This is a genomic window from Rhodanobacter soli (genome assembly GCF_040548735.1).
Lineage (GTDB): Bacteria > Pseudomonadota > Gammaproteobacteria > Xanthomonadales > Rhodanobacteraceae > Rhodanobacter > Rhodanobacter soli_A.
Genome location: NZ_JBEPSD010000003.1, coordinates 547,944 through 573,195 on the forward strand (window position 1 = coordinate 547,944; position 25,252 = coordinate 573,195).

At 65.8% G+C, this 25,252-nt stretch carries 23 protein-coding genes, 1 tRNA gene and 1 pseudogene; 17 read left to right on the top strand and 8 right to left on the bottom strand.

Annotated features, from left to right (window positions below):
• Positions 1–16 precede the first annotated feature (16 nt).
• Together ABIE04_RS16495 and miaB are read right to left on the bottom strand one after the other, a co-directional pair.
• On the bottom strand, positions 17–508 hold the full coding sequence (locus ABIE04_RS16495) for a GNAT family N-acetyltransferase (RefSeq protein ID WP_354552702.1): 492 nt from the start codon (positions 506–508) through the stop codon (positions 17–19).
• Positions 505–1,857, bottom strand: coding sequence for a tRNA (N6-isopentenyl adenosine(37)-C2)-methylthiotransferase MiaB (gene miaB / locus ABIE04_RS16500; protein ID WP_354552706.1), 1,353 nt, complete (start codon positions 1,855–1,857; stop codon positions 505–507). Before miaB ends, ABIE04_RS16495 begins: the two co-directional genes overlap by 4 nt.
• Positions 1,858–2,093: 236 nt before the next feature.
• Here miaB and ABIE04_RS16505 point away from each other — a divergent pair, with 236 nt between their 5' ends.
• Positions 2,094–3,236 carry a lytic transglycosylase domain-containing protein gene (locus ABIE04_RS16505; protein ID WP_436410394.1) on the top strand — a complete coding sequence of 381 codons (1,143 nt, stop codon included), beginning with the start codon at positions 2,094–2,096 and terminating at the stop codon, positions 3,234–3,236.
• A 30-nt stretch (positions 3,237–3,266) separates the two neighbouring features.
• Here ABIE04_RS16505 and ABIE04_RS16510 read toward each other — a convergent pair whose 3' ends face one another.
• A complete protein-coding gene (locus ABIE04_RS16510) occupies positions 3,267–4,442 on the bottom strand; it encodes a S1C family serine protease (RefSeq protein ID WP_354552714.1) in 1,176 nt (391 codons plus the stop codon).
• Positions 4,443–4,603: 161 nt separating this feature from the next.
• Between ABIE04_RS16510 and petA the strand changes: the two genes are divergently transcribed.
• The 5 genes from petA (at position 4,604) to ABIE04_RS16535 (ending at position 8,415) form a co-directional block, all read left to right on the top strand.
• On the top strand, positions 4,604–5,209 hold the full coding sequence (gene petA, locus ABIE04_RS16515) for a ubiquinol-cytochrome c reductase iron-sulfur subunit (protein ID WP_027490624.1): 606 nt from the start codon (positions 4,604–4,606) through the stop codon (positions 5,207–5,209).
• The gene (locus ABIE04_RS16520) at positions 5,209–6,510 is read left to right on the top strand and encodes a cytochrome b (RefSeq protein WP_354552722.1); all 1,302 of its coding nucleotides are present in this window, start codon (positions 5,209–5,211) and stop codon (positions 6,508–6,510) included. Before petA ends, ABIE04_RS16520 begins: the two co-directional genes overlap by 1 nt.
• Before the next feature lie 13 nt (positions 6,511–6,523).
• Positions 6,524–7,264 (top strand): cytochrome c1, encoded by a 741-nt coding sequence (locus ABIE04_RS16525; protein ID WP_354552724.1) that lies wholly within the window; start codon positions 6,524–6,526, stop codon positions 7,262–7,264.
• A gap of 70 nt (positions 7,265–7,334) precedes the next feature.
• Complete coding sequence (locus tag ABIE04_RS16530) at positions 7,335–7,973, top strand: glutathione S-transferase N-terminal domain-containing protein (protein ID WP_214557422.1); 639 nt, start codon at positions 7,335–7,337, stop codon at positions 7,971–7,973.
• A gap of 10 nt (positions 7,974–7,983) precedes the next feature.
• A complete protein-coding gene (locus tag ABIE04_RS16535; protein WP_354552727.1) occupies positions 7,984–8,415 on the top strand; it encodes a ClpXP protease specificity-enhancing factor in 432 nt (143 codons plus the stop codon).
• A gap of 45 nt (positions 8,416–8,460) precedes the next feature.
• Here the strand turns inward: ABIE04_RS16535 and ABIE04_RS16540 are convergent, their stop codons facing one another.
• The 4 genes from ABIE04_RS16540 to ABIE04_RS16555 all read right to left on the bottom strand — a co-directional run bounded on the left by ABIE04_RS16540 (position 8,461) and on the right by ABIE04_RS16555 (position 12,412).
• Positions 8,461–8,865 (bottom strand): DUF3301 domain-containing protein, encoded by a 405-nt coding sequence (locus ABIE04_RS16540; RefSeq protein ID WP_354552730.1) that lies wholly within the window; start codon positions 8,863–8,865, stop codon positions 8,461–8,463.
• Positions 8,866–8,908: 43 nt separating this feature from the next.
• Positions 8,909–9,766, bottom strand: coding sequence for a carboxylating nicotinate-nucleotide diphosphorylase (nadC, locus tag ABIE04_RS16545; protein ID WP_354552732.1), 858 nt, complete (start codon positions 9,764–9,766; stop codon positions 8,909–8,911).
• Positions 9,763–12,018, bottom strand: a complete 2,256-nt coding sequence (locus tag ABIE04_RS16550; RefSeq protein WP_354552735.1) for a DUF1631 domain-containing protein — start codon at positions 12,016–12,018, stop codon at positions 9,763–9,765. The genes nadC and ABIE04_RS16550 overlap by 4 nt, the downstream gene beginning before the upstream one ends.
• Positions 12,019–12,142: 124 nt before the next feature.
• Positions 12,143–12,412, bottom strand: a complete 270-nt coding sequence (locus tag ABIE04_RS16555; RefSeq protein ID WP_354552737.1) for a Trm112 family protein — start codon at positions 12,410–12,412, stop codon at positions 12,143–12,145.
• 64 nt (positions 12,413–12,476) lie between these two features.
• Here ABIE04_RS16555 and purE point away from each other — a divergent pair, with 64 nt between their 5' ends.
• A complete protein-coding gene (purE, locus tag ABIE04_RS16560; protein WP_354552740.1) occupies positions 12,477–12,977 on the top strand; it encodes a 5-(carboxyamino)imidazole ribonucleotide mutase in 501 nt (166 codons plus the stop codon).
• Complete coding sequence (locus ABIE04_RS16565) at positions 12,974–14,128, top strand: 5-(carboxyamino)imidazole ribonucleotide synthase (protein WP_354552742.1); 1,155 nt, start codon at positions 12,974–12,976, stop codon at positions 14,126–14,128. Before purE ends, ABIE04_RS16565 begins: the two co-directional genes overlap by 4 nt.
• A 67-nt stretch (positions 14,129–14,195) precedes the next feature.
• On the opposite strand, the gene ABIE04_RS16570 is transcribed toward ABIE04_RS16565, so the two are convergent.
• A complete protein-coding gene (locus ABIE04_RS16570) occupies positions 14,196–14,774 on the bottom strand; it encodes a superoxide dismutase (RefSeq protein ID WP_214557414.1) in 579 nt (192 codons plus the stop codon).
• Positions 14,775–14,887: 113 nt separating this feature from the next.
• On the opposite strand from ABIE04_RS16570, the gene grxD reads away from it, so the two are divergent.
• From grxD to ABIE04_RS16615, 9 genes and pseudogenes are all read left to right on the top strand, one after another.
• Complete coding sequence (grxD, locus tag ABIE04_RS16575) at positions 14,888–15,211, top strand: Grx4 family monothiol glutaredoxin (protein WP_214557832.1); 324 nt, start codon at positions 14,888–14,890, stop codon at positions 15,209–15,211.
• The gene (locus ABIE04_RS16580; RefSeq protein WP_354552745.1) at positions 15,208–15,978 is read left to right on the top strand and encodes an SDR family NAD(P)-dependent oxidoreductase; all 771 of its coding nucleotides are present in this window, start codon (positions 15,208–15,210) and stop codon (positions 15,976–15,978) included. The genes grxD and ABIE04_RS16580 overlap by 4 nt, the downstream gene beginning before the upstream one ends.
• A 66-nt stretch (positions 15,979–16,044) precedes the next feature.
• Positions 16,045–16,644 carry a YhgN family NAAT transporter gene (locus tag ABIE04_RS16585; protein WP_214557412.1) on the top strand — a complete coding sequence of 200 codons (600 nt, stop codon included), beginning with the start codon at positions 16,045–16,047 and terminating at the stop codon, positions 16,642–16,644.
• Positions 16,645–16,741: 97 nt separating this feature from the next.
• Positions 16,742–18,454: a lysophospholipid acyltransferase family protein gene (locus ABIE04_RS16590; protein WP_354552747.1), complete on the top strand. Its 1,713-nt coding sequence runs from the start codon at positions 16,742–16,744 to the stop codon at positions 18,452–18,454.
• A 366-nt stretch (positions 18,455–18,820) separates the two neighbouring features.
• Positions 18,821–22,063 (top strand): TonB-dependent receptor, encoded by a 3,243-nt coding sequence (locus tag ABIE04_RS16595; RefSeq protein ID WP_354552749.1) that lies wholly within the window; start codon positions 18,821–18,823, stop codon positions 22,061–22,063.
• A 157-nt stretch (positions 22,064–22,220) separates the two neighbouring features.
• Positions 22,221–23,621 carry a nucleotide 5'-monophosphate nucleosidase PpnN gene (gene ppnN, locus ABIE04_RS16600; protein WP_354552751.1) on the top strand — a complete coding sequence of 467 codons (1,401 nt, stop codon included), beginning with the start codon at positions 22,221–22,223 and terminating at the stop codon, positions 23,619–23,621.
• Positions 23,622–23,691: 70 nt separating this feature from the next.
• Positions 23,692–23,768 (top strand) — tRNA-Asn (locus ABIE04_RS16605).
• 220 nt (positions 23,769–23,988) lie between these two features.
• Positions 23,989–24,750: a helix-turn-helix domain-containing protein gene (locus tag ABIE04_RS16610; RefSeq protein ID WP_354552753.1), complete on the top strand. Its 762-nt coding sequence runs from the start codon at positions 23,989–23,991 to the stop codon at positions 24,748–24,750.
• Between the two features lie 125 nt (positions 24,751–24,875).
• A pseudogene (locus ABIE04_RS16615) lies at positions 24,876–25,252 on the top strand (copper-containing nitrite reductase); the annotation flags it as partial.

Below are 25,252 nucleotides of genomic sequence, written 5' to 3' on the forward strand. Positions count from 1 at the left end.
GCGTGCGGCCAGTGGCTCACAGGGCGCGATGCATCACGTAGAGATCGGTCGGCCCGAGTTGTGCGTGACGGAACGCACCGGGCACCTGGCCGACGATGCGAAAGCCGTGGCGCTGCCACAGCCGCACGGCGGTGGTGTTGCTGGCGACGACGGCATTGAACTGCATCGCGGTGAAGCCGGCCTGTCGCGCCTGTTCCAGCGAGTGCTCGCATAACGTGGAGGCAATGCCCTGGCGGCGCGCTTGCGGCGCCACCATGTAGCTGCCGTTGGCCACGTGGTTACCCGGTCCCATCTGGTTGGGCGCCAGCCGGTAACAGCCCAGTACCTGGCCGTCGCGTTCGGCCACGAAGCAGCGTGCCGGCGGCGTGGTCCAGATGGTGCGGGCCTGTTCGAGGCTCATGTCGAGCGGGTAGGTGTAGGTGTCGCCGGCAGCAACGATGGCCTGGAAAAAGGGCCACACGCGCACGAATTCATCCGCGCCGATTTCCCGGGTCACCAGATCGCTCACGAAGCGAGCGCCTCCGGTTCGTCGACCGGTTTCACCCGTCCGCGCAGCGAATTGCTCATCGCCTCGGTGATCTCCACGTCGACGAACTGGCCGATCAGGCGCGGGTTGCCGGCGAAGTTCACGTAGCGCATGTTCTCGGTGCGGCCGCTGAGTTCGTCCGGATTGCGCGTGCTTGGCTTTTCCACCAGCACGCGCTGCACGGAGCCGACCATCGCCTCGTTGATCTTCTTCGCGTTGGCGTTGATCGCGGCCTGCAGGCGCGCCAGCCGTTCGTGCTTCACCTCCATCGGGGTATCGTCGGCGAGCTTGGCCGCCGGCGTGCCGGGGCGGGCGGAGAAGATGAAGGAGAAGCTCTGGTCGAAGCCGACGTCGTCGATCAGCTTCATGGTCTTCTCGAAATCCGCTTCGGTCTCGCCAGGGAAGCCCACGATGAAGTCGGACGAGACGCAGATGTCCGGCCGCACCGCACGCAGCTTGCGGATCTTCTGCTTGAATTCCAGCGCGGTGTAGCCGCGCTTCATCGCGCCGAGGATGCGGTCGGAGCCGGCCTGCACCGGCAGGTGCAGGTAGTTCGCCAGCTGCGGCACGTTGGCGTAGGCCTCGATCAGCGAGTCGGAGAACTCCAGCGGGTGCGAGGTGGTGAAGCGGATGCGGCCGATGCCGTCGATCTGCGCGATCGCGTGGATCAGCACGGCAAGATCGGCGATGCCGCCATCGTGGGTCGGGCCGCGGTAGGCGTTGACGTTCTGGCCGAGCAGGTTGACTTCGCGCACGCCCTGCGCCGCAAGCTTGGCCACTTCCACCAGCACGTCGTCGAAGGGACGGCTGATCTCCTCGCCGCGGGTGTACGGCACCACGCAATAGCTGCAGTACTTCGAGCAGCCTTCCATGATCGAGACGAAGGCGGTCGGGCCCTCGGCGCGCGGCTCGGGCAGGCAGTCGAACTTCTCGATCTCCGGGAAGCTGATGTCGACCTGCGGCAAGCCGCTGGCACGCTGCGCCTCGATCAGCTGGGGCAGGCGATGCAGGGTCTGCGGCCCGAACACCAGGTCGACGTAGGGCGCGCGCTTGACGATCGCCGCGCCTTCCTGCGAGGCCACGCAGCCGCCGACGCCGATCAGTACCGGCTTGCCGTCCTTCTTGTGCTGCTTCCAGCGGCCGAGCTGGCTGAAGACCTTTTCCTGCGCCTTTTCGCGGATCGAACAGGTGTTGATCAGGATCACGTCCGCCTCGGACTCGTCCTGGGTCAGCTCCAGGCCATGCGAGGCCTTCAGCACGTCGGCCATCTTGGCCGAGTCGTACTCGTTCATCTGGCAGCCGTGGGTCTTGATGAAAAGCTTGCCGCTCATGGCTTGAGGCACCGTGGTTTCGTGAGGCATGACGCAGGGTCCGCCGAACCGCGCAGTTTACCCGCGTGAAGGCGCGCCTGCCAGTAATTCGACATGACGGATCAAGCACTTGCGCCGGCCGGGCGTGGTCCCTCGGCAGTGCATGCTCCGACAAGCGCTGCATGGTTCGGAGCAGCGGTCCACAAAATCACCGGCGCGCACTTGGCGATGACAGCGCATGGCGGCACACTGCGCCCATGTTCGGCGTCGCAAGCCATGGGGGAAGCGCCGATCGGCCTGCCGGGGGCTTCCCATTACGTTCGATCCTTTGCGGGGTCGCGTTCGTCTGCGCGCTGCTGTGGTGGCCGGCGGCGCGAGCCGGTGTCCTGTATCAATGTGCCGGTGCCAGCGGCGAGACGGTATTCAGCAGCAGCAAAGTCGGGTATCACCGCTGCAAGGCGATCAGCAGCTATGCCGCGCCCACGTCACGGCGTCGGGCGCCGCCGCCCCAGGCGTCGTTGACCCGGGTGACCGGTTCGGTCGCGACCACAGCGCGCAACCTCTCGGCGGACGGTACCGAATCGACCTCGCTGACCGGCGTGCGCGGGACGGTCGAAACCAGCGCACTTCGCATCGGCGAAGCCCAGGCGGAACAGACGTCGCTGGCAGCGGTGCAGGGCTCGGCCGAGACCCGCACGAAACCTCCAGTGGCTGCTGCCGGCGTACCAGGGCAATGGAGCTACCGCGAATCGCATACGACCGCGGCAGCGGCTGCGCCGATGGCGGATGACTCGGCGGACAAGGTCCTGCGCGGCGCGGTGTACCGCATCGTGCGCGCGGACGGCAGCGTGGAGTACACCAACCTGCGTCCCGCTGGCGGCAAGGGCCATGCGGTGACCATGCTGTTCACCTATATCGCCACCTGTGCCGCGTGCAACCTGCATTCGACGATACGCTGGGGCAGCGTGTCGCTCAACCTCACCGCGTACGCGGACACGATCCGCGCGGCCAGCATCGAGTACGGCGTCGACGAGGCGTTCCTGCGCGCGATCATCCACGCCGAGAGCGCGTTCAATCCGCGCGCGCTGTCACTCAAGGGTGCGCAAGGGCTGATGCAATTGATGCCGGGTACGGCCAGCGACATGGGCGTGCTGGATGCCTTCAATTCCGATCAGAACATCCGCGGCGGTGCGCGTTATCTGGGCCTGCTGCTGCGCGACTTCGACGGCAACGAGCGGCTGGCCGCCGCAGCCTACAACGCCGGTCCCGGTGCGGTGCAGCGTTACAAGGGCGTGCCGCCGTACGCCGAGACCCAGGTGTATGTGGAGCGCGTGGACACCTTGCGCAGGCGCTACGGTGCAGCGATCCATCCGCCGCTGGCATCGCGCGGGCCGGGTTGATTCCCGCCGGCGCCGGCCGGATCCACGAATTCAATTGTCCAGCTCGGCGCTGGCGCTCATGGCGGGGCGCTGGGCCAGGGTGACTTCGACGTGGAATGGATTGCCGTTGCGCAGGCCCGAGACCTGCACCTTGCTGCCGGGCTTGAGCGCGGCCTCGTGCCGGCGCAGATCGGCCGGGTCGAGGATGTCGTCGGTGCCGATGCTGAGCAGGATGTCGCGCGGCCGGATGCCGGCCAGCGCGGCCGGGCTGCCGGGATAGACCACGGTGACCAGGGCGCCGCGCGCCGCTGCCGGCAGGCCGCCATTGGCCGCCACCGGCACGAACGCGTAGTCGGCGCCGAGCCAGCCGCGCACCACGTGGCCGGTGGCGATGATCTGGTCCAGCACCTTCTTGGCGGTGGTGACCGGAATCGCGAAGCCGATGCCTTCGGCGCCGGCGGCCTTGCCGATCAGCAAGGTATTGATGCCGACCAGCTCGCCTTCGGCGTTGACCAGCGCGCCGCCGGAATTTCCCAGGTTGATGGCCGCGTCGGTCTGGATGAAATCCTCCGCGCTGGAACCATTGAGCTGGCGGCCGATCGCGCTGACGATGCCCATCGTGACGGTCTGGTTGAGGCCGAGCGGATTTCCGATCGCCAGCACCACGTCGCCGGGGCGCAGTTGCTGTTCGGCGATGTGGATCACCGGCAGGTTGCTGGCTTCGATCTTCAGCACCGCCAGGTCGGATTCCTCGTCCGCACCGACCAGGCTCGCCTTGGCGATGCGGCCGTCGTACAGCAGCACCTGGATGTCCGCGGCGTGCGCGATCACATGATTGTTGGTCAGCACATAGCCCTGTCCCTGGGCGCTGACGATGACACCGGAACCCAGGGTCTGCTCGCGGTGCTGGAAGGTGGTGGGCTGGCCGCCGAACAATTGCTGCAGCACCGGGTTGTCGTACATCCGCACGGCCTGCTCGGTGACGATCTTGTTCGCATAGATGTTGACCACCGACGGCGCCGCGGCAGCCACCGCGTCGGCGTACGAGACCGGGCCGTTGCCGACGTGGCCTTGGCTGGCGTGCTGTGCCGGCGGCGCGGTCAGGCCGAAGCGTTCGCGCAGACGTTCGCCGCTGCCGGGCCAGAACAGGCCGACCACGAAGGCCATGGCCAAGCCGAGGACGGCGAAGCGCGCGATGAAGAGGAGCGTGCCGGCGGCATGTTTCATGTCGAAAGGAAAGGGTCCCGGCAATCGTGGCGAGTGTTGCGGCGGCTGGACTTCGCCGCGATGCGGTTTATTGTACGGGGCGGGGCCTGACGCTACACTAACGCGATTTTTGCGGGGCCCCAAACCCCACTGGCATGACATTGCAAGTACCGGAGAGCCTGATGGCGAACGAAGTCGTCGATCATGGCCGCCGCCGCTTCCTGACAGCAACCACCGCGGTGGTTGGTGGCATCGGAATCGTGTCGGCGGCTGTGCCCTTCATCAAGTCGTGGGAACCCAGCGCGCGCGCCAAGGCCGCTGGCGCTCCGGTCACCCAGTCGCTGGCCAAGATCGAGGCGGGGCAGATGCTGACCGTGTCGTGGCGCAGCCTGCCGGTGTTCGTGCTCAACCGCACCAAGGCACAGCTGGCCACGCTGCCGCAGGTCGATTCGCGCCTGGTGGACCCCAAGTCCGACGGCGCCTCCGCCGACCAGCAACCGAAGTACGCGCAGAACGAGGCACGCTCGATCAAGCCGGAATGGCTGGTGGTGATCGGCATCTGCACGCACCTGGGCTGCGTGCCCGACTTCGTGCCCGAGATCAAGCCCGAGCCGTTCGACCCGGAGTGGAAGGGCGGCTTCTACTGCCCCTGCCACAAGTCGCGCTACGACCTGGCCGGTCGCGTCTACGCCGGCGTGCCGGCGCCGAAGAACCTGCCGGTGCCGCCGTACCATTTCATCGACGACAGCACCATCCAGATTGGCGTGGATCCGAAGGAGGCTGGCTAATGGCCAACGTATTCACGAGCATCGGTGACTGGGTCAACGAGCGCGCACCGGGCATGATGCCGATGTATCGCGCGCACATGACCGAATACTACGCACCGAAGAACTTCAACCTCTGGTACTACTTCGGTTCGCTGGCGCTGCTGGTGCTGGTCAACCAGATCGTCACCGGCATCTTCCTCACCATGAACTACAACCCGAGCGCGGCGGGAGCCTTCGCCTCGGTCGAGTACATCATGCGTGACGTGGAGTGGGGCTGGCTGATCCGCTACATGCACTCCACCGGCGCCTCGCTGTTCTTCGTGGTGGTGTTCCTGCACATGTTCCGCGGCATCATGTACGGCTCGTACAAGAAGCCGCGCGAGCTGGTGTGGCTGCTCGGCATGCTGATCTTCCTGGTGCTGATGGCCGAAGCGTTCATGGGCTACGTGCTGCCGTGGGGCAACATGTCGTTCTGGGGCGCCAAGGTGATCATCTCGCTGTTCGGCACGATTCCCTACATCGGCGGCGACCTGGTCGAGTGGATCATGGGCGACTTCCTGCCGGCCGATGCCACGCTGAACCGCTTCTTCGCGCTGCACGTGATCGCGCTGCCGATCGTGCTGCTGCTGCTGGTGGTGCTGCACATCGCCGCGCTGCACGAGGTGGGCTCGAACAACCCGGACGGCGTGGAGATCAAGAAAGGTCCCAAGGGCAACCGCTGGGATGCGCTGAAGCCGACCGACGGCATCCCGTTCCATCCGTACTACACGGTGAAGGACCTGGTCGGCGTGGGCTTCTTCCTGCTGATCGCCGCGTTCATCATCTTCTTCGCGCCGACCTTCGGCGGCTGGTTCCTGGAACACGACAACTTCATTCCGGCGAACAACCTAGCGACACCGTCGCACATCAAGCCGGTGTGGTACTTCACCCCGTTCTACGCGATCGTGCGCATGATCCCGTCCTTCCTCGGCTCGGCCGTGTGGGGTGTGATCGCGATGTTCGGCTCGATCGGCGTGCTGTTCGCGATGCCGTGGCTGGATCGCGGCAAGGTCAAGTCGATCCGCTACCGCGGCACCGGCTTCAAGGTGGCGCTGGGCCTGTTCGTGCTGTCGTTCTTCATGCTCGGCGCGGTGGGCGCGGGCATCACCGCCGAGGTGATCCCGGTCTGGTTCGGCGACATCGACGTGACGTTCTGGGAGAACCTGTTCGGCCGCGTGATGACGGCGATCTACTTCGGGTTCTTCGCATTCCTTTGGGCCTATACATACTTCGGCTGGGAAAAGACCAAGCCGGTTCCGGAACGGGTGACGACGCATGACTAAGCGGCAGCTGCTAATGAAGCGATACATCTTCCCGGTGGCGTTGGCGTTCAGTCTGATCGTCGGCAGCGTGTCGGTGCATGCGTCGGAGGAAGGCGGCCTGCCCCATGCCGGCACCAATGTGCAGGACCAGGCTTCGCTGCAGCGGGGCGCCAAGCTGTTCTTCAACTACTGCGTCGGCTGCCACTCGCTGAAGTACATGCGTTACGAGCGGATCGCCAGCGACCTGGGGCTGACCGAGCAGGACGTGATGCAGAACCTCAACTTCACCGGCGCCAAGTTCGGTGAAACCGTGGTTTCGCACATGCCGGAAGAGTCGGCCGCCAAGTGGTTCGGCAAGGCTCCGCCGGACCTGTCGCTGGAAGTGCGCGCAAAGGGCGCCGACTGGGTCTACGCCTACCTCAACTCGTTCTACCTGGACCCGAGCCGCCCGGTGGGTTGGAACAACACGGTGTTCCCGAACGCGTCGATGCCGTTCCCGCTGTGGGAGCTGCAGGGCCTGCAGACTGCGGAAATGAAGCCGGCCAAGGCTGGCGAGGATCCGGCGGTGGAGAAGCTGGTGCTGTCGCAGCCGGGCAAGCTGACCCCGGTGCAGTTCCAGCAGGCCACTCGTGACCTGACGGCCTTCCTGGAATACGCTTCCGAACCGGCTGCTTTGCAGCGCCATCACTACGGTATCTGGGTGCTGCTGTTCCTGGCGTTCTTCACCTTCCTGGCCGCCATGCTGAAGAAGGAATACTGGAAGGACGTCCACTGAGCCCGGATGGCATTATCCGACTGCGGCGGCCACGAGCCGCCGCAGTCGTCTCACCGATGGGGAATCGCGCATGGTCCCAAGCGCTCGCTCGCGTAGCGTACTGACGCTCTACACCACCGCCGACGACGTGCAATGTCATCGCGCCCGGCTGGTGCTGGCCGCCAAAGGGGTCAGCTATGAACGGGTCCTGGTGGATCCGGCCAAGCCGCCGGAAGACCTGGTCGACCTGAACCCGTATGCCAGTACGCCGACCCTGGTCGATCGCGACCTCACCCTGTTCGATACTTCGGTGGTCTGCGAATACCTCGACGAGCGCTACCCGCATCCGCCGCTGATGCCGATCGATCCGCAGTCGCGTGCGCGTCTGCGGGTGGCCGCGGTACGCATCGAGAAGGACTGGCTGACCGAGGTGGACATCATCCGCGCCGGCGGCCGGCCCGCGGATGCAGCGCGCAAGCGCCTGCGCGGACACCTGCTGTCCTCGGTCCCGCTGTTCAAGGCCGCGAAATTCTTTCTCAACCCGGAAATGAGCCTGGCCGACTGCCTGGTGGCGCCGGTGATCTGGCGGCTGCCCTGGCTGGGCGTGGATCTGGGGCGCGAGGGCAAGCCGGTGATCGATTACGGCGAGCGTTTGTTCCATAGTCAGGGTTTTGCGCGCAGCATGACCGATCAGGAAAAGGCGATGCGGCAAGTCCATGAGCAAGAATGAAGCAGTACCGATGACCACCAATCGCCCGTACCTTCTGCGGGCGATCTATGACTGGATCAGCGACAACAACCTGACCCCGTACGTGCTGGTCGACGCGGGGTTCGCCGGCGTGCGGGTGCCGCCGCAGGTGGTCAAGAACGGCCAGGTGGTGCTCAACCTGGCGATGCGCGCGGTGGCGAACCTCGATCTCGGCAACGAGTGGATCAGTTTCCAGGCGCGTTTCTCCGGGGTCAGCCAGGCGATCCAGATCCCGGTGCAGGCCGTGCTGGCGCTGTACGCGCAGGAGAACGGCCAGGGCATGATGTTCCCGGCCGAGGAGGAAGGCGGCGACACGCCGCCGCCCGCTCCAGGACCCGACGACACCACGCCGGCGCCGGGTGCCGATGACGCTGGCGGCGACAAGCCGAAGCGCAGCACGCCGCATCTGCGGGTGGTCAAGTAGGAATCCGCCGCCGCGTTCGCCCGCTCCGGCGAACGCCAGCGGTGTTCAGTTCAACCGGTCGCGCGGACGCGGGCGCAGCGGCACGACGTTGCCGGATGGCGAGGGCAGGGTGCCCCTTGCGGCGACCTCCTGGTGCGGCAGCAGTTCGATCGTGGGCAGGCTCAGGCTGCTGAGCGCGTTGCCGATCATCCACAGCCGGCCCGGCTCGCGGTCGTGGCCGTCGATGCTCACCTCGAAGCCGTAGCAGCGCTCGATCACGCGCAAGCCGTTGACGCGGCGCAGGCGCACGCCGCGCAGGCCGACGGTTTCGTCGAGCAGTTGCAGGCCGTGCTGCTGGCATTGCTGGCGTGCCTCCTGCACGGCGCGTTCGCGCGCCGAGCTGAGCTTCAGCCACAGCCCCACGATGGCGCCAAGCGCCAGCAGCAGCAACAGGTTGGAAAGGTCGCTCATCCCCGCAGTGTGTGGGCGCAAGCGACCGGGTGCAAGCTGGCGTTCAGTCCAGTTGCAGGCGCAGCGACAGGTCGACGGCGCGCACATGCTTGGTCAGTGCGCCGACCGAGATGAAGTCGACGCCGGTGTGCGCGTATTCGCCGATCGTGCGCAGATCGACGTTGCCGGATACCTCCAGCGGCACGCGGCCGGCGGTGTGCTGCACCGCCTCGCGCATCTGCGCCAGCTCGAAATTGTCCAGCATGATCCGGTCCACGCCGGCCTGCAGCGCCTGCTCCAGTTCGTCGAGGTTCTCGACCTCGACCTCGAGCAGCAGGTCCGGGTGCAGCCGACGTGCCGCCTGCACGGCGGCGGCGATGCTGCCGGCGGCGATGATGTGGTTTTCCTTGATCAGGATCGCGTCGTACAGGCCCATGCGCTGGTTGTGGCCGCCGCCGCAGCGCACCGCGTATTTCTGCGCCAGGCGCAGGCCGGGAATGGTCTTGCGGGTGTCCAGCACGCACACCGCGGTGCCGGCAACGGCGGCGACATACTCGGCGGTCACCGTGGCGGTGGCGGACAGCAGTTGCAGGAAGTTGAGCGCCGAGCGTTCCGCGGTCACCAGCGAACGGGCATGTCCGGACAGGCGGCAGATCACCGTGTCGGGGGCGACCCGGTCGCCGTCGCGGACCTGCCAGTCGATCCGCACGGCCGGGTCGAACCGGCGGAAGCAGGCGTCGAACCATGCTGTGCCGGCGATCACCGCCGCATCGCGGCAGGTCAGCACGGCGTGGGCCCGGGCGTCGATCGGCAGCAGTTCCGCGGTGGCGTCGCCCTGGCCGAGGTCTTCGGCGAGGGCACGTTCGATATCGATGGCGATCTGGGCGGCGTCCGGCGCCGCGAACGATGGAGCCTGGCTCATTCGGCGGCCGTATCAGCGGGCGGCACGGCGTCGGGCTGGCTCAGCTTGTCGACGATGGCGCTCATCGCGCGGTCGAACAGCGCGTTGGCGGCGAGCATGCGGGCCTGGCCGTCGGTGAGCAGCGCGGTCAGCTCCTGCGGCGAGTAGTCCGCCACCTTCAGGCCGCGCCGGTTGACGAACAGGTAGCGGCCGCTCATCGGGCTGATCCACGACAGCTTGGCGCGGGTCATCGGCTCGTCGGGCAGGCAGAATTCCAGCCAGGTGCCGGGTTGCAATGCCTGCACCTGGTGCCATTCCGGGCTGTCCAGCGGCGCCTCGGCGAGGTCTTCTTCGACGCTGTCCTGCGGCGCGGTGCCCTGGTCGATGACCGGCTGGATGCTGTCGGGGATCGCCAGCATGGCGGCGTCTTCGTCGACGGCGACCACCTCGGCGGCATCCAGCGTTTCGCCCAGCTGCTGCCGGTAATAGGTATGCAACTGGCCCAGCAGGCGTTCGATGTCCTGTTCCTGGAATGCCACGTTGGCCAGGCCCTGGCGCAGCGCACGCTCGATCCCGGGCAGCATCTGCCGCAGCATCTGCCGGCTTTCCGGGCTGGTGGCCGGCTTGGTGCTGGCGATGAAGTCGTCGACGAAACGCAGCGCGCTCTTGAACTCGGGCGAGGTTTCGCCCTGGCGCAGCAGGGTCAGCACCAGATGGTTGGCCCAGGCGCGGGCCAGCACGCCGTGCACCAGCGGCGGCAGCTTGTGCTCGCCGATGCGGTCGAGGATCTCGCGGGCGGCGCGGCGGCGCGCCTGCTCGAGTTTTTCGCGGCCCCGGGTGGATTCGGCCACGCGCTGCTCGGCCAGTTCGGAGCGACGCTTGTTGACGTCCTGGAACTGCTGCAGATCGACCAGCAGGCGCTCGAAGACGCCCATGTCGTCGTCGAAGTCATGCAGCAACTGGTCGACGATCGACTTCACCTTGTCGTACAGGCGATGGTCCCGGTCGGATTCCTCCGACCAGCTCTTGGCCTGTTCGGCCAGGCAGTCCAGCAGCCGCCGCGCCGGATGCTGGCGATGCGCGAACAGCTTGCGGTCGAGGATCGCCGCCTTGAGGTAGGGGATCTGCAACCGCGCCAGCATGACTTGCATGGCGGCGGGCAGGTTGCGGTCTTCCAGGATGAATTCGAACAGCATGCCGACCAGGTCGATGGTGTCCTCATCGATGGTCGCGACATGGCTGGGTTTCTCGCCGCGCAGCGCGCCGATCTGGGTCAGCAACTGACCCTTCAGCTGCAGCACTTCGCGAGTGAGCGCGGCGGCATCGTCCGGCTGCGCGTACGGCAACGGGCCGGCGCTGGCAATCTGGCTCTGCAGCACGCTGAGCGCGCCGAGCAATTCGTTCGCCGACGGCAGCGGGCCGCTCGACAACGCGTGCATGCCGACGTTGCCGCCGACGGCCGGACCGCGGCGTGCGCTGAACAGCGCATGCAGGGTCTGCAGCAGGTCGCTGGGGATGTCGCCGGCGGCCTCGTCCGTCGCCTGGCCGGCGGCGCCTGCGGCCTTCGCGTCGCCACGCGGCACTTCGTGGCGCAACTGCGGCAGCACGCCGGCGCGCACCAGCTCGGTATTGATTTCCTGGTAGAGATCTTCCAGCGACGACAGCACGTAGCGGTCGAACAGCTTGTAGATGATCAGCTTGACCCGCATGTCGGCGCTGAGTTCGTGCAACGCCTGGCGGAATGCCTGCGCCAGGATCGCCGGAGCCACCGGATTGCTGGCGTCCTCGACCTTGCGGCCACCGCAGATCACCGACAGCCGCTGGTTGACCGCAAACAGGTCGCGCGACAGGCGCGATTCGTTCTTGCCGATCATGCTGGTGATCGCCAGCGACTCTTCCAGCTCGTTGTCGGCCACCAGCGTCAGTTCAACCGCGCCAAACGACGTCGACGAGCCGGACGACTGCTGCGGATGGGCCAGTTCGCCGATATGGCGGCTGATCGCGCCCAGGAAGCTGCGTTCCACCGCCGGACGGCGTTTGCGCACCTCGCGCATGCCGTCGAAGTAATGCATCTGGGCCGCATTGTTCTCGGCTTTCTCGGCCAGGTCGAACAACGCGTCGTCGACGTGCTCGAAGGCGTTGCCCACCCATTGCTGCAAGCGCTTGCTGGCGATGCTGCGCACGGCACCCAGCAACTCGCCGACGCGCTCGCTGGCCGGGTCCAGGCGCTGGCTCAGATTGATGACTCGGGATGGATCACTGGCTTCGTTCATCGCCAAACCCCTGAAGCATTGCGATGCGCAGCTGAACCCAGGACGGGCCGCGCAGGTGTCGACGATAAGGCAAAGCGGGTGTCCGTGTCATGCGCGGGTATCCGCCTGGAACCGCCGGTATGCTTCAGGCTGCGGGGAAGCCGGTCAGCTGGGTGGTGCCGATGCCTTCCTCCGGCAACATCACCGGAATGCCGTCCTCGATCCGGTAGATCACCTTGTGGTCGGTGGTGATCAGGCCTTCACTGATCCGTTCGCGCACGGCGACTCCCGCCACGGTGTCGACCTTGCCGGCCCCGATGGCGTCATTCAGCGCATCGAGTTCGCGCTTGCCCAGCGGGCGCAATGGCATTTTGCTGACCGGGCAGCACAGGATGTCGAGTAGGCGCTTGTCCATGGATCGCTTGGGTGTGCCGGGGTAGGGAAAGCCCGTACAATAGCCGTTTTTGGACGGTCCGGCCATGACAGGAACAAGCAGACCACGCGTTGGCGTCGTGATGGGTTCGCGTTCGGATTGGGAAACCATGCAGCACACCGCGAACGTGCTGACCGAGCTGGGCGTGGCGCATGAAGTGCAGGTGGTTTCCGCCCATCGCACACCGGATTTGCTGTTCAGCTACGCCGAGCAGGCCCCGGCGCGTGGCATCCAGGTGATCATCGCCGGCGCCGGCGGCGCCGCCCACCTGCCCGGCATGCTGGCGGCGAAGACCCGCCTGCCCGTGTTCGGCGTGCCGGTGCAGTCGAAGGCGCTGAACGGGATGGATTCGCTGCTGTCCATCGCGCAGATGCCGGCCGGCATCCCGGTCGGCACCCTGGCGATCGGCCGTGCCGGCGCGGTGAACGCTGGCTTGCTGGCCGTGGCGGTGCTGGCCTTGCACGATCCGGCGCTGGCCGCGTCGCTGGACAATTGGCGCGCACGCCAGACCCAAGCCGTGATCGAGCAGCCGGACCCGCGCCGGTGAGCGAACGGCGACAGCCCGTGCTGGGCGTACTCGGCGGTGGGCAGCTGGCCCGCATGCTGGCGCTGGCGGCGGCACCACTGGGCGTGAAGACCCTGGCGGTGGACAGTTCCGCCGACGCCTGTGCGGGGCAGGTCGCGCCGCTGGTGGTGGCCGACTGGACCGACTACGCCGCCCTGGAGGCATTTGCCGCCAGGGTCGACGTGGTCACCTTCGATTTCGAGAACGTGCCGGCCGAGACGGCACACTGGCTGGCCGAACGGGTGGCGGTATTCCCCGCACCGCAGGCGCTGGCGGTGGCGCAGGATCGGCTGGCCGAGAAGACCCTGTTCCGCGAGTGCGGCCTGCCCACCCCGGACTTCATGACGGTGGATACGCGCGAACAGCTGGATCAGGCGCTGACTGCGGTCGGCACTCCGGCGATCCTGAAGACGCGCCGGCTCGGCTACGACGGCAAGGGCCAGTTCCGCTTGCACAAGCCGGCGGACGCGGATGCGGCGTGGGCCGCGCTTGGTGCGCAGGCGTCGAAACACGGCCTGATCCTGGAGGCGTTCGTGCCGTTCGAACGCGAGCTTTCGGTGCTTGCCGTGCGCAGTCGCGATGGCGATTTCCGCACCTGGCCGCTGACCCGCAACTGGCACGTCGATGGCGTGCTGTCGATGAGTCTGGCGCCGGCGCCGGACATCGAGCTGCTGCAGCCGCGCGCCACCGAACTGGCCCGCACGCTGGCCGAGCGGCTGGGTTACGTCGGCGTGTTCGCGCTGGAGCTGTTCGTCAGGGACGGCGAGCTGCTGGGCAACGAGATGGCGCCGCGCGTGCACAACTCCGGCCACTGGACCATCGAGGGCGCGCACACCAGCCAGTTCGAGAACCATGTGCGCGCGGTGCTTGGCCTGCCGCTGGGCGACACCGGTGCGCGCGGCATGTCGGCAATGTTCAACTGGATCGGCGAGCTGCCCGACACCTCGGCGGTACTGCAGGCGGTCGACGCGCACTGGCACGATTACGGCAAGCAGGCCCGGCCGGGTCGCAAGGTAGGCCATGCCACGGTGTGCGCGCCGGATGCCGGTCAGCTGGCGGCGCGATTGGGCGGGATTGCCAGTGCGCTCGGGCGCGAGGTGCAAGTGGCGCCGGTGCTGCCGGAACTCGGTTGAGCCGGGCGCAGGCGCGGGCATGAAAAACGGAGCCGCGGGGGGGCTCCGTTCTTGTTTCAGCCGGGGATCAGGCCAGGTTGCTGGCCGCGAATTCCCAGTTCACCAGGTTCCAGAACGCTTCCACGTATTTTGGGCGGGCGTTGCGGTAGTCGATGTAATAGGCGTGTTCCCACACGTCGGTGGTGAACAACGGCTTGTCGCTGCCGGTGATCGGGGTGGCCGCGTTCGAGGTGTTGACGATGCCGAGCGAGCCGTCCGGGCGCTGCACCAGCCAGGTCCAGCCGGAGCCGAAGTTGCCGGCGGCGGACTTGCTGAACTCTTCCTTGAACTTGTCGAACGAGCCGAACGCCTTGTTGATCGCGTCGGCCAGCTTGCCGCTCGGTGCGCCGCCGCCCTTCGGACTCATCGAATTCCAGTAGAACGTATGGTTCCAGATCTGTGCGGCGTTGTTGAACACGCCGCCGGATGACTTCTTGATGATTTCCTCGAGCGGCGCGTTCGCGAACTCGGTGCCTTCGATCAGCTTGTTGAGGTTGGTCACGTAGGCCTGGTGGTGCTTGCCGTAATGGTATTCCAGCGTTTCGGCGGAAATGTGCGGCTCCAGAGCGTTCTTTTCGTACGGAAGCGGAGGAAGTTCGATCGCCATGATGAGGCTCCTTAGCGTTGGCTGGGGGAGATGTGTCGGCGCAGCAAACGGCAGCCGACGGGTGACTGATACAATATCGGTCTGCCTGCATTGTAAAGATGAAACACCGAGCTATGGACATCAACGAGCAAATCAAGGCGATGCTGGCCGCGCATCCCATCGTGCTTTTCATGAAAGGCACGCCCGAATTTCCGATGTGCGGCTTTTCCAGTCGTGCGGCCCAGGCGCTGACGGAAGCCGGCGCCGTGTTCCATGCGGTGAACGTGCTGGCCGATCCGCAGATCCGCGCAGCGCTGCCGCATTTCTCGAACTGGCCGACCTTTCCGCAGTTGTTCATCCAGGGCGAGCTGATCGGCGGTTGCGACATCATCGAGGACCTGAACTCCGCCGGCGAGTTGTCCCGCATGGCCAGCGACGTGGCCGGGGTGGCGCCTTGACGATGCTGCCCGTTTCACGATTGCCCGCAGGTTGGCAGACGACCGCCGATACCCTTGCCGATCGCGTGGTGCTGGTCACCGGCGCCTACGGCGGCCTCGGCGGGGCGGTGGCGCGCGCGGCATCGCGCGCCGGCGCCACGGTGGTGATCACCGGCAAGCGCAAGCGCCAGCTGGAACAACTGTACGACGCGATGCTGGCCGAAGGCCTGGCCGAGCCGGTAATCCATCCGCTGGACATGGAGGTGGCCACGCCGCGCGAATACGCCGCGCTGGCCGAGGGGCTGGAACGCGACTTCGGCCGGCTCGACGGCATCGTGCACGCCGCCGTCAGTTTCGGCGGATTGACGCCGATAAGCATGCACAAGCCGGATGCCTGGCTGCGCGCGATGCACGTCAACGTGAACGCGCCGTTTGCGCTGACCCAGGCCTGCCTGCCGCTGCTGACCAAGGCCGGCGACAGCGCCGTGGTGTTCGTGCTGGACGACTCCGAACTGCTGCAGCGTGCGCACTGGGGCGCTTACGGCGCGTCAAAGGCGGCGCTCGAACGGTTCGTGGCGATCCTGCATGAGGAAACCGATAGCAGCACGTTGCGTACCCATGCGATGCTGCCCGGGCCGATGCGCACGGCGCTGCGGCAACTGGCGTATTTCGGCGAAGACATCCTGCAGCGACCGCTGCCGGATACCGCCGCATCCGCCGCGGTCTATCTGCTCAGCGCGCAGGGCGCAGCGGCGCGTGGCGCGATACTGGATTTGCGGGTCGCCTGAGCGGTTGCCCCGGCGGCGCCGGCGGGGCGCCCGCCCAACGAGGATGGAGTTGAGATGGAATCGCAGATGACCACATTGTCGGCGGGCATCCTGCTGTTCCTGATCATGGATCCGCTGGGCAATATCCCGCTGTTCCTGAGCCTGCTGAAGGACGTGCCGCCGAAGCGGCGTCGTCGCGTCATGGTGCGCGAGCTGCTGATCGCACTGGGCGTGCTGCTGGCGTTCCTGTTCGGCGGCCAGTACATCCTCAAGCTGCTGCAGTTGAAGCAGGAATCGATCAGCATCGCCGGCGGCATCGTGCTGTTCCTGATCGGCATCCGCATGGTGTTTCCGCCGGCCGACGGCAGCGGCATCTTCGGCAAGTCCGGCGGCGGCGAACCGTTCATCGTGCCGATGGCGATACCCGGCGTGGCCGGCCCTTCGGCAATGGCGGCGCTGCTGCTGCTGACCAATACCCAGCCCGGCCGCACCGCCGACTGGACGATCGCGCTGCTGCTGGCGTGGCTGGCCAGTTCGCTGATCCTGCTCAGTGCGACCTACCTCTTCCGCTGGCTCGGCGAGAGCGTGCTGACCGCCCTGGAGCGTGTGATGGGTATGCTGCTGATCGCGTTGTCGGTGCAGATGTTCATGGCCGGCGTGGCGTCGTTCCTGCACATGAGCGTTTGAAACGACGACGTCGTCGAAATGTCGCAAGCGTCGCTTCGGATGATCGTGCAGCTGTCATAATCGGCCGCCAGGATGGGGGAAATCCGAGGACGCAGACATGCTGAGTATCGAACAGTCCCTTGTCGAGCGGCTGCCATGGCTGGCGCAGTACCCACGCCTTCGCCGGCCGATGGCGGGCATGCTCGGGCGCCTGGCCGACGAAGAAGGCTTCAACCGCGTGCTGGACCGGGTCGGTACCGCCGAGGGTTTCGATTTCGTCGACCGCGTACTGGACGTGCTCGGCACCAGCCATCACGTCAACCCGGGCGATCTCGATAACATCCCGGCGGAGGGCCCGCTGCTGGTGGTGGCGAACCACCCGCTGGGCATGCAGGACGCGATGGCGATGCTGCAGATGATCGGTTCGGTGCGCCGCGACGTGCGCATCCTGGGTAACGACTGGCTGGCCACGGTGCCGCCACTGGGCAAGCTGCTGCTGCCGGTGGACGTGTTCGGCAAGGGCGCCGCTTCGCGCCTGCGCGGCATCTATCGCGCACTGGAGAATGGCGAAGCGCTGATCGTGTTTCCTGCCGGCGAGGTCTCGCGCGTGCGCGCCGGCGGCGTGCGCGACGGCCGCTGGTCGGACGGCTTCGCACGGTTGTCGTTGCGCAGCAAGGCACCGGTGCTGCCGGTGCATGTTTCGGCGCGCAACTCGGCGATGTTCTACGGCCTGTCGATGCTGGCCAAGCCGCTGAGCACGGCGATGCTGCCGCGCGAAGCGGTGGCGCCAGGCAAGCGGCGGATCGGTTTCAGCATCGGCGCGCTGGTCAGCGCCGAGGAGCTCGGTCAGCGCAGCGGCGGTTCGCCGGCACAGGCGGCGAAGCTGATGCGCCGGCACGTCTACCGGGTCGGCCAGCATCGCGGCCTGGTCTTCGGCGGACAGGCACCGCTGGCATTGCCTGAGCCGGTCGAACAGGTCGCTGCCGAACTGGCGCGCTGCGAGAAACTGGCCGATCTCGGCGACGGCAAGCAGGCCTGGCTGTTCAAGGGCGCGCCCGACAGCGCGGTGATGCGCGAGATCGGCCGGTTGCGCGAACTGACCTTCCGCAAGGTCGGCGAGGGCACCGGCGCGCGACGCGACCTGGATGCCTACGACCAGCATTACGAGCACCTGGTGCTGTGGGACCCGCAGGCCTTGCGCATCGTTGGCTCCTATCGCTTCGGCCATGGCGGCCGGCTGATTGCCGAGCGCGGCATGGCCAGCCTGTATACCTCCAGCCTGTTCAACTACTCGCCGGCGCTCGAGTCGAGGTTGGCGCAGGGGCTGGAACTGGGGCGCAGTTTCATTGCGCCGGCCTACTGGCGTTCGCGTGCGCTGGACCAGCTGTGGCAGGGCATCGGCCTGTATCTGCAACGGCACCCGGAACTGCGTTACCTGTTCGGCCCGGTCAGCATGTCGGTGAACCTGCCGCGCGAGGCGCGCGAATGGATCGCGGCGGCGCACCAGCATTATTTCGGTGCGCCGGGGTTGGCCGCTGCACGCCAGCCTTTCGTGGTCTCGCCTGAAGTGGTGCAGGGCGTGCGCGCGGCGCTGGAGGGGCTGGACGCTGTCGCTGGGCTGGGCCAGCTGAAGCATCATCTGGATGCACTGGGCGTCAGCATGCCGGTGCTGTACCGGCAGTACGTCGACCTGGTCGAGCCCGCTGGCGTGCAGTTCCTCGACTTCGGCGAGGACCCGGATTTTTCCGGTTGCGTGGACGGCCTGGTGATGTTGGACCTGGCCAACCTGAAACCGGCGAAGCGTGCACGCTATCTCGGCAAGCGCGACTGATCAGGGGTATAGGCAGCGAGCCGGATGTGATGCACCATGGTGGTGATGGAAGTCGCGGGGGCGGCCTTCCATCTGTCTGATTTCAAACGGTTCGTGTAGCGGTTATGAGGGGATGGGGCAGCCGCAACTGACGTGTAAATGTTACAAAAATGTCATACAATGCCGTTAAAATCGCTTAACAATCGCCGCAGGCGGGAAGGTCCGGCGAGCTGAGATTTGCGGTTCCATGCTCCATGGAGTCGCGGCAATACCACAACTGGGGTCACGCATCGCGTCGATGTTACGCCTGGCATGCGCCGGGCGAGGTCGGGCTTTTTTTGCCCCCAATCAAGTTTTTTTCGTTGCGAGCCTGAGGGTCGATCAAGAATGAACAGCCGAATTCGCGCCAAACTCCTGCCGTTTGCCATTGCTTCGTTGCTGGCGTCGTCGGTGCCTGCCATCGCGCAGGACACCTCCTCCTCGATCAGTGGCCGCGTGCTTGACGCGAACGGCCAGCCGGTGGCCGGCGCCACCGTGCAGATCGTGCATGAGCCGTCGGGCACCACCAAGATCACCACGACCGACGCGGATGGCCGCTACTCGGCGCAGGGTCTGCGCGTCGGCGGCCCGTTCGACGTGACGGCGTCCAAGGCCGGCCTGACCCAGGGCGAGCAGAACAAGGTCTACCTGCAGTTGTCGCAGAGCACCGCGGTGAACCTGACCATGGGCGCGGTGGAAGCGAAGAATCTGGAAGGCGTGACCGTTTCGGCCAGCGCGTTGGCGCAGACCTTCACGCCGGACAACAAGGGCCTCTCGACCAACGTGTCGCAGCGCGAGTTGCAGGCCGCACCGACGCCGGGCCGCTCTATCCAGGACATCGCCCGCCTCGATCCGCGCATCGTCATCACCGATCGCGGTGACGGCTCGATGTCGACGATGGGCCAGAACAGCCGTTACAACAACATCAGCGTCGACGGCGTCTCCGTCGGCGACCCGTTCGGCCTGAACTCGAACGGCATGCCGTACATCGGCTCGCCGGTGTCCACCGACACCATCGAGGAATACAACATCTCGACCGCGAACTTCGACGTGGCTTCCGACACCGTCGGCGCCAACATCAACGCGGTGACCAAGAGCGGCACGAACGAATTCCACGGTTCGGTGTACTACGCCTACCGCAATGCCGACAAGCTGGTCGGCAGCGCCGGCTGGCTCGACGAGAATCGCGGCTACAAGGGCTACAAGAGCGACTGGACCGCCGGCGCGACGCTGGGCGGCCCGATCATCAAGGACAAGCTGTTCTTCTTCGCGAACTTCGAGAAGGAGAAGACCGTCGGCCTGGGCGCCGATTCGGCCAATGGCCTGGATCCGTCGCTGACCGGCGCGTCGACCTCGAACAAGGTCTCGCCCGGCGACTTGAACCGCATCATCGACGCGGCCAAGAATCTCGGCCTGACCCCGGGCACCTTCAGCGGCGGCAACGTCGACCTGGAGGACAAGCGCTACCTGATGAAGCTGGACTGGAACATCGCCGACAATCATCGCGCGAGCCTGTCCTATCAGCGCACCAAGGAAACCCAGCCGATCGTGCAGGGCAACTCGTCCACCGCCATCGGCCTGACCAGCTACTGGTACACCAAGAACAGCGACACCAAGAACACCGTGCTGCAGGTGTTCGACGACTGGACCAGCAACTTCTCCACCGAAGCCAAGATCGGCTATTCGCAGTTCTCGCAAGTGCGCACGGTCGATACCCAGCAGCCGCAGGTCTTCGTCAATCTGGGTGCTGGCGGCAAGGCGCCGTTCGTGGATCTGGGCGAGGACCAGTTCAGCCATTACAACGTGCTGGACATCAAGACCTGGAAGGCGCTGTTCGCCGGCACGCTGTACCTGGATGAGCACACCATCAAGGGTGGCGTCGACTTCCAGCAGAACAAGATCTACAACCTGTTCGGGCGCACCCAGTTTGGTGCCTACACGTTCTGGGGCATCGACAATTTCGAGAAGGGCATCTACAACTCGTACAATATCTACCAGCCGGCCGCCGGCTACACGCTGGACGATGTGGCTGCTGCCTGGACGCTGCGCCAGTATGGTTTCTTCCTGCAGGACACCTGGCAGCCGACGAGCAACCTGTCGGTGCAGTACGGCGTGCGCGTCAATCTCAACAAGACGGGTGACAAGCCGGTCTACAACCCGACGTTCACCAATGCCTTCGGCTATCGCAACGACAACACCATCGATGGCATGAAGCTGATCGAGCCGCGCCTGTCGTTCAACTACAACTTCGACAGCGAGCGGATGATGCAGATCCGTGGCGGCGTGGGCCTGTTCCAGTCCAATCCGCCGACCGTGTGGATGACCAATCCGTACCAGAACAACGGCATGACCACGGCCACCTACCAGGTGTTCAATGACGACGGCCTGCAGCCGGGCGTGGGCAACGACCTGCCGGTGTTCAGCCCGGATCCGTTCGCACAGAACCTGCCGCCGCCGGCCAGCTCGAAGATGAACGTCGACACGGTCGACCCGAACTTCCAGCTGCCGTCCGTGTGGAAGGTGAGCCTGGCGTTCGATCGCGAGCTGCCGTGGCTGGGTACGATCTTCTCGGCCGAATACCAGCGGATCATCACGCGCAACGGCATCCTCTACCAGAACATCAATATCGGCGATCCGAACGGCACGCTGCCGGACGGCCGCAACAACTACTACGAGACGCTGGGCCAGGCGCCGAAGTCGGGTGATGCACGCACGAATGCCAACCCGGCGTTCTCGGGCACCTCGACCCTGCTGACCAACACCCACAAGGGCCGCGCCGAAGCACTGACGCTGTCGTTGAAGAAGCCGTTCTCGGAAAGCTGGTTCGGCAGCGTGGGTGTGACCTTCGGCAACGCGACCGAAGTCAACCCGGGCACCTCCAGCCAGGCCAGCTCGAACTACTCCAATAGTGCCTGGGTGAATCCGAACGATGATGTGGCCTCGACGTCGAACTATGCGATCAAACAGCGCCTGAATGCCTCGCTGACCTGGCAGCATCGCTTCTTCGGTGACTACGTGACCAGTGTCAGCGCGTTCTATGACGGCCACAGCGGCCAGCCGTACAGCTGGACGTTCGGCAACGATGCGAACGGCGACTCCTACAGCACCGACCTGATCTACATCCCGAACAAGGGCGATGTGAGCTTCAAGACGGGCACCAGCCAGGCTGTGATCGATCAGTTCTTCAACTTCATCCAGAGCGATTCCTACCTGAAGGACCACCAGGGTGCCATCGCGGGCCGCAACCGTGCTGCATCGGCATGGGTGAACCAGGTGGACCTGAGCTTCCGCCAGGAAGTGCCCGGCATCTTCAAGGGCAACAAGGGCGAGCTGCGCCTGGACATCTACAACTTCATGAACCTGTTGAACAGCGACTGGGGTCAGCAGAGCTACGTCGGCTTCCCGTACACCCGTACGCTGGCCAGTTACGAAGGTGTGGATGCGGACGGCAAGTACATCTACTCGCTGCCCACCGACAAGAGCGGCAACTACCAGCCGGGCCAGAAGATCATCTACGACGCCGGTCGCAACACCAAGACCAACGTGGTGTCGCGCTGGTCGGCCATGGTCACGCTGCGCTACACGTTCTAAGCGCATCGGCGGTTTGAAGCCTGGAACCGGTGCCTTTGCGGGCACCGGTTTTTTTTGTGCGCGCTTGACCATGCGCAACCGGCGCGGGAAGCTACGCGGCCTGCTCCGCTTGGCGCAGGCGCATGATCCGCGAAGAGCGGCAAGGAGAAGCACTCGAATGAGCGACACATACGCCGGTGCGCCGGCAAAGCCCGGCACCGTCAGCGCACGCATCTCCCCGGTCGGCGGCCTGGACGTCCTTTCCCGCAACGAGGTGGCGCGCCTGCGCGGCGCCAGCGGCTCGGGCCTGCACGCGCTGCTGCGCCGTTGCGCGCTGGCGGTGCTGACCTCCGGCAACATCAGCGACGATCCGCGGGCGATCCTGGAGCAGTATCCGGATTTCGACATCCAGGTGCTGCAGCAGGATCGCGGCATGAAGATCGAGCTGTCGAACGCACCGGCACAGGCGTTCGTGGACGGCCAGATCATCCGCGGCATCAACGAGCTGCTGGTGGCGGTGGTGCGTGACATCGTCTACGTGTCGACCCAACTGGAACAGGTCGGCTTCGACCTCGATGCCTCCGCCGCGCTGACCCAGAGCGTGTTCGAGATCCTGCGCAATGCGCGCATCCTGAAGCCACAGGTCGACCCGAACCTGGTGGTGTGCTGGGGTGGCCACTCGATTTCGCGCCAGGAGTACGACTACACCAAGCTGGTCGGCTACCAGCTCGGCCTGCGCGGGCTGGACATCTGCACCGGCTGCGGCCCGGGCGCGATGAAGGGACCGATGAAGGGCGCGACCATCTCGCACGCCAAGCAGCGACGCCGGCACAACCGCTACATCGGCATCACCGAGCCGGGCATCATCGCGGCCGAATCGCCGAACCCGATCGTCAACCACCTGGTGATCATGCCGGACATCGAGAAGCGGCTGGAGGCGTTCGTGCGTCTGGGCCACGGCATCATCGTGTTCCCCGGCGGCGTCGGCACGGCCGAGGAAATCCTCTACCTGCTCGGCATCCTGCTGCACCCGGACAACGCCGGTACGCCGTTTCCGCTGATCTTCACTGGCCCGCGCCAGTCGGCCGCCTATTTCGAGCAGATCGACCGCTTCCTGCGGCTCAGCCTGGGCGATGAGGTGGCCCGGCACTACCAGATCATCGTGGACGACCCGGAGACGGTGGCGCGGACGATGATCAAGGGCCTCGAGAAAGTGCGCCACAACCGTCTGGATACCAAGGACGCATTCTTCTTCAACTGGGCGCTGCAGATTCCGCTGGAGTTCCAGTTGCCGTTCCGCCCCACCCACGAGGCGATGCGCGCGTTGCAGATCCACCACGAGCGTCCGCGGCACGAGTTGGCAGCGGATCTGCGCCGGGCGTTTTCCGGCATCGTCGCCGGCAACGTGAAGGAGGAGGGCGTGCAGGCGATCGAGCAGCACGGCCCGTTCGTCATCGACGGCGATGCGGACATCATGCGGGCGCTGGACAAGCTGCTGCAGGCGTTCGTCGAACAGCACCGCATGAAGCTCCCCGGCGGCACCGCGTACGAACCGTGCTACCGGGTACTGAACGCCTGAAAAAAAGTGCGGCGGCCGTTCCGCAACGGCTTGACAGTTCGCCGCACGCTCAGCAAACTACGCAGCTCACGCCCGAATAGCTCAGCTGGTTAGAGCACTTGACTGTTAATCAGGGGGTCGTTGGTTCGAGTCCAACTTCGGGCGCCAGATACAAGCAAGGGCCGGCAGCAATGCCGGCCCTTGTTCTTTTTGTGCCGTGCAAAACAGGCACGAATGCGCCGGTGCGGCGTCATGGCACACTGGTCGCTCCACGACAGTCGCCGCCATTGCGTATCATCGCGATATATTTCGCCGTGCGTTGGCGTACCGGCTATGGCCAGGTGCCAACCATGCCTGATCTGATCCGCGCGATGCCCACAGGTTCCCCATGCGCCGCAACAACCCGGCAGGCCGCCTGCCCGAGCCACTCAACCCGATTGCCGACGACGGCGACGAGACCCACTTCTGTCGCACCTGTGCGTTCTCCGGGGCGTGCATCGCGGAAGGTTACGGCAAGCCGGAGCTGCTCGAACTGCACTGCCTGGTCGAGCATGTCGGGCCGTTCCATGCCGGCGAGCACATCTTCCGTACCGGCGACCCGTTCCGCTCGATCTTCGCGGTACGCGCCGGCACGGTGAAGACCAGCATGGTCGACCCCGAAGGACACGAACAGGTGCTCGGCTTCTACCTGCCAGGCGAAGTGATTGGGCTCAACGCGATCTATCCCGACCAGTTCCCGTGCGACGCGGTGGCACTGGATACCGCCTATTTCTGCCGCTTCTCGTTCCCCGCGATGAGTGCGCTGGCCACACGCATGCCGGCGGTACAGCAGCGGCTGTTCCGGCTGATCAGCAAGGAACTCGGCATGGCCACCTTGCTCGCCGGTGACCACAACGCCGACATGCGCATGGCCGCTTTCCTTACCGATCTGGCGGCGCGCTACGAGGAGCGCGGCTTCTCCGGCACGCGCTTCCATCTCAGCATGTCGCGTGGCGACATCGCGAACTACCTGCGGCTGGCGGCCGAGACGGTGAGCCGGGTGCTCAGCCGTTTCCGCCAGCAGGGCCTGATCGAACTCGAGGGGCGCGAAATGCTGTTGCGCAACCCCGAGGGGTTGCGCCAGATCGGCAAGAATCTGCTGTCGCACTGAGCATCTTCACAGCAGCTGCGGCGGCTTGACGCACTCGCCGTTTTCCATCGACAGAAATGACGTATGTCAAGCGCGCTTCCTGACGGTTCCCTAGGCTCACAGCCAGAAACCACAGGGAGAAACCCATGTCACGTTCGTTGTTCATTGTCCTGGCCACGGCCGGCATGCTGGCGCTCGCCGGCTGCTCCGGCAAGCCAGCTGCGGTGTCGCCGGTGGGGGAGGCTGCCGCCAGCCCTGCCGCGATCGCCGCCACCCACGGCGACTTCGGCCCGCCGCAAGGCGAGCCGATCCACGCGGTGCTGACCAGCCCGCCGCACGTGCCGCCGCCGGTCAACCGCAACTACCCGGCGAAGGTGATCGTCGAGCTGGAAGTGATCGAGAAGGAGATGCCGATCTCCGAGGGCGTGAGCTACACGTTCTGGACCTTCGGCGGCACCGTGCCGGGCAGCTTCATCCGGGTGCGCCAGGGCGACACGGTGGAGTTCCACCTGAAGAACGCGCC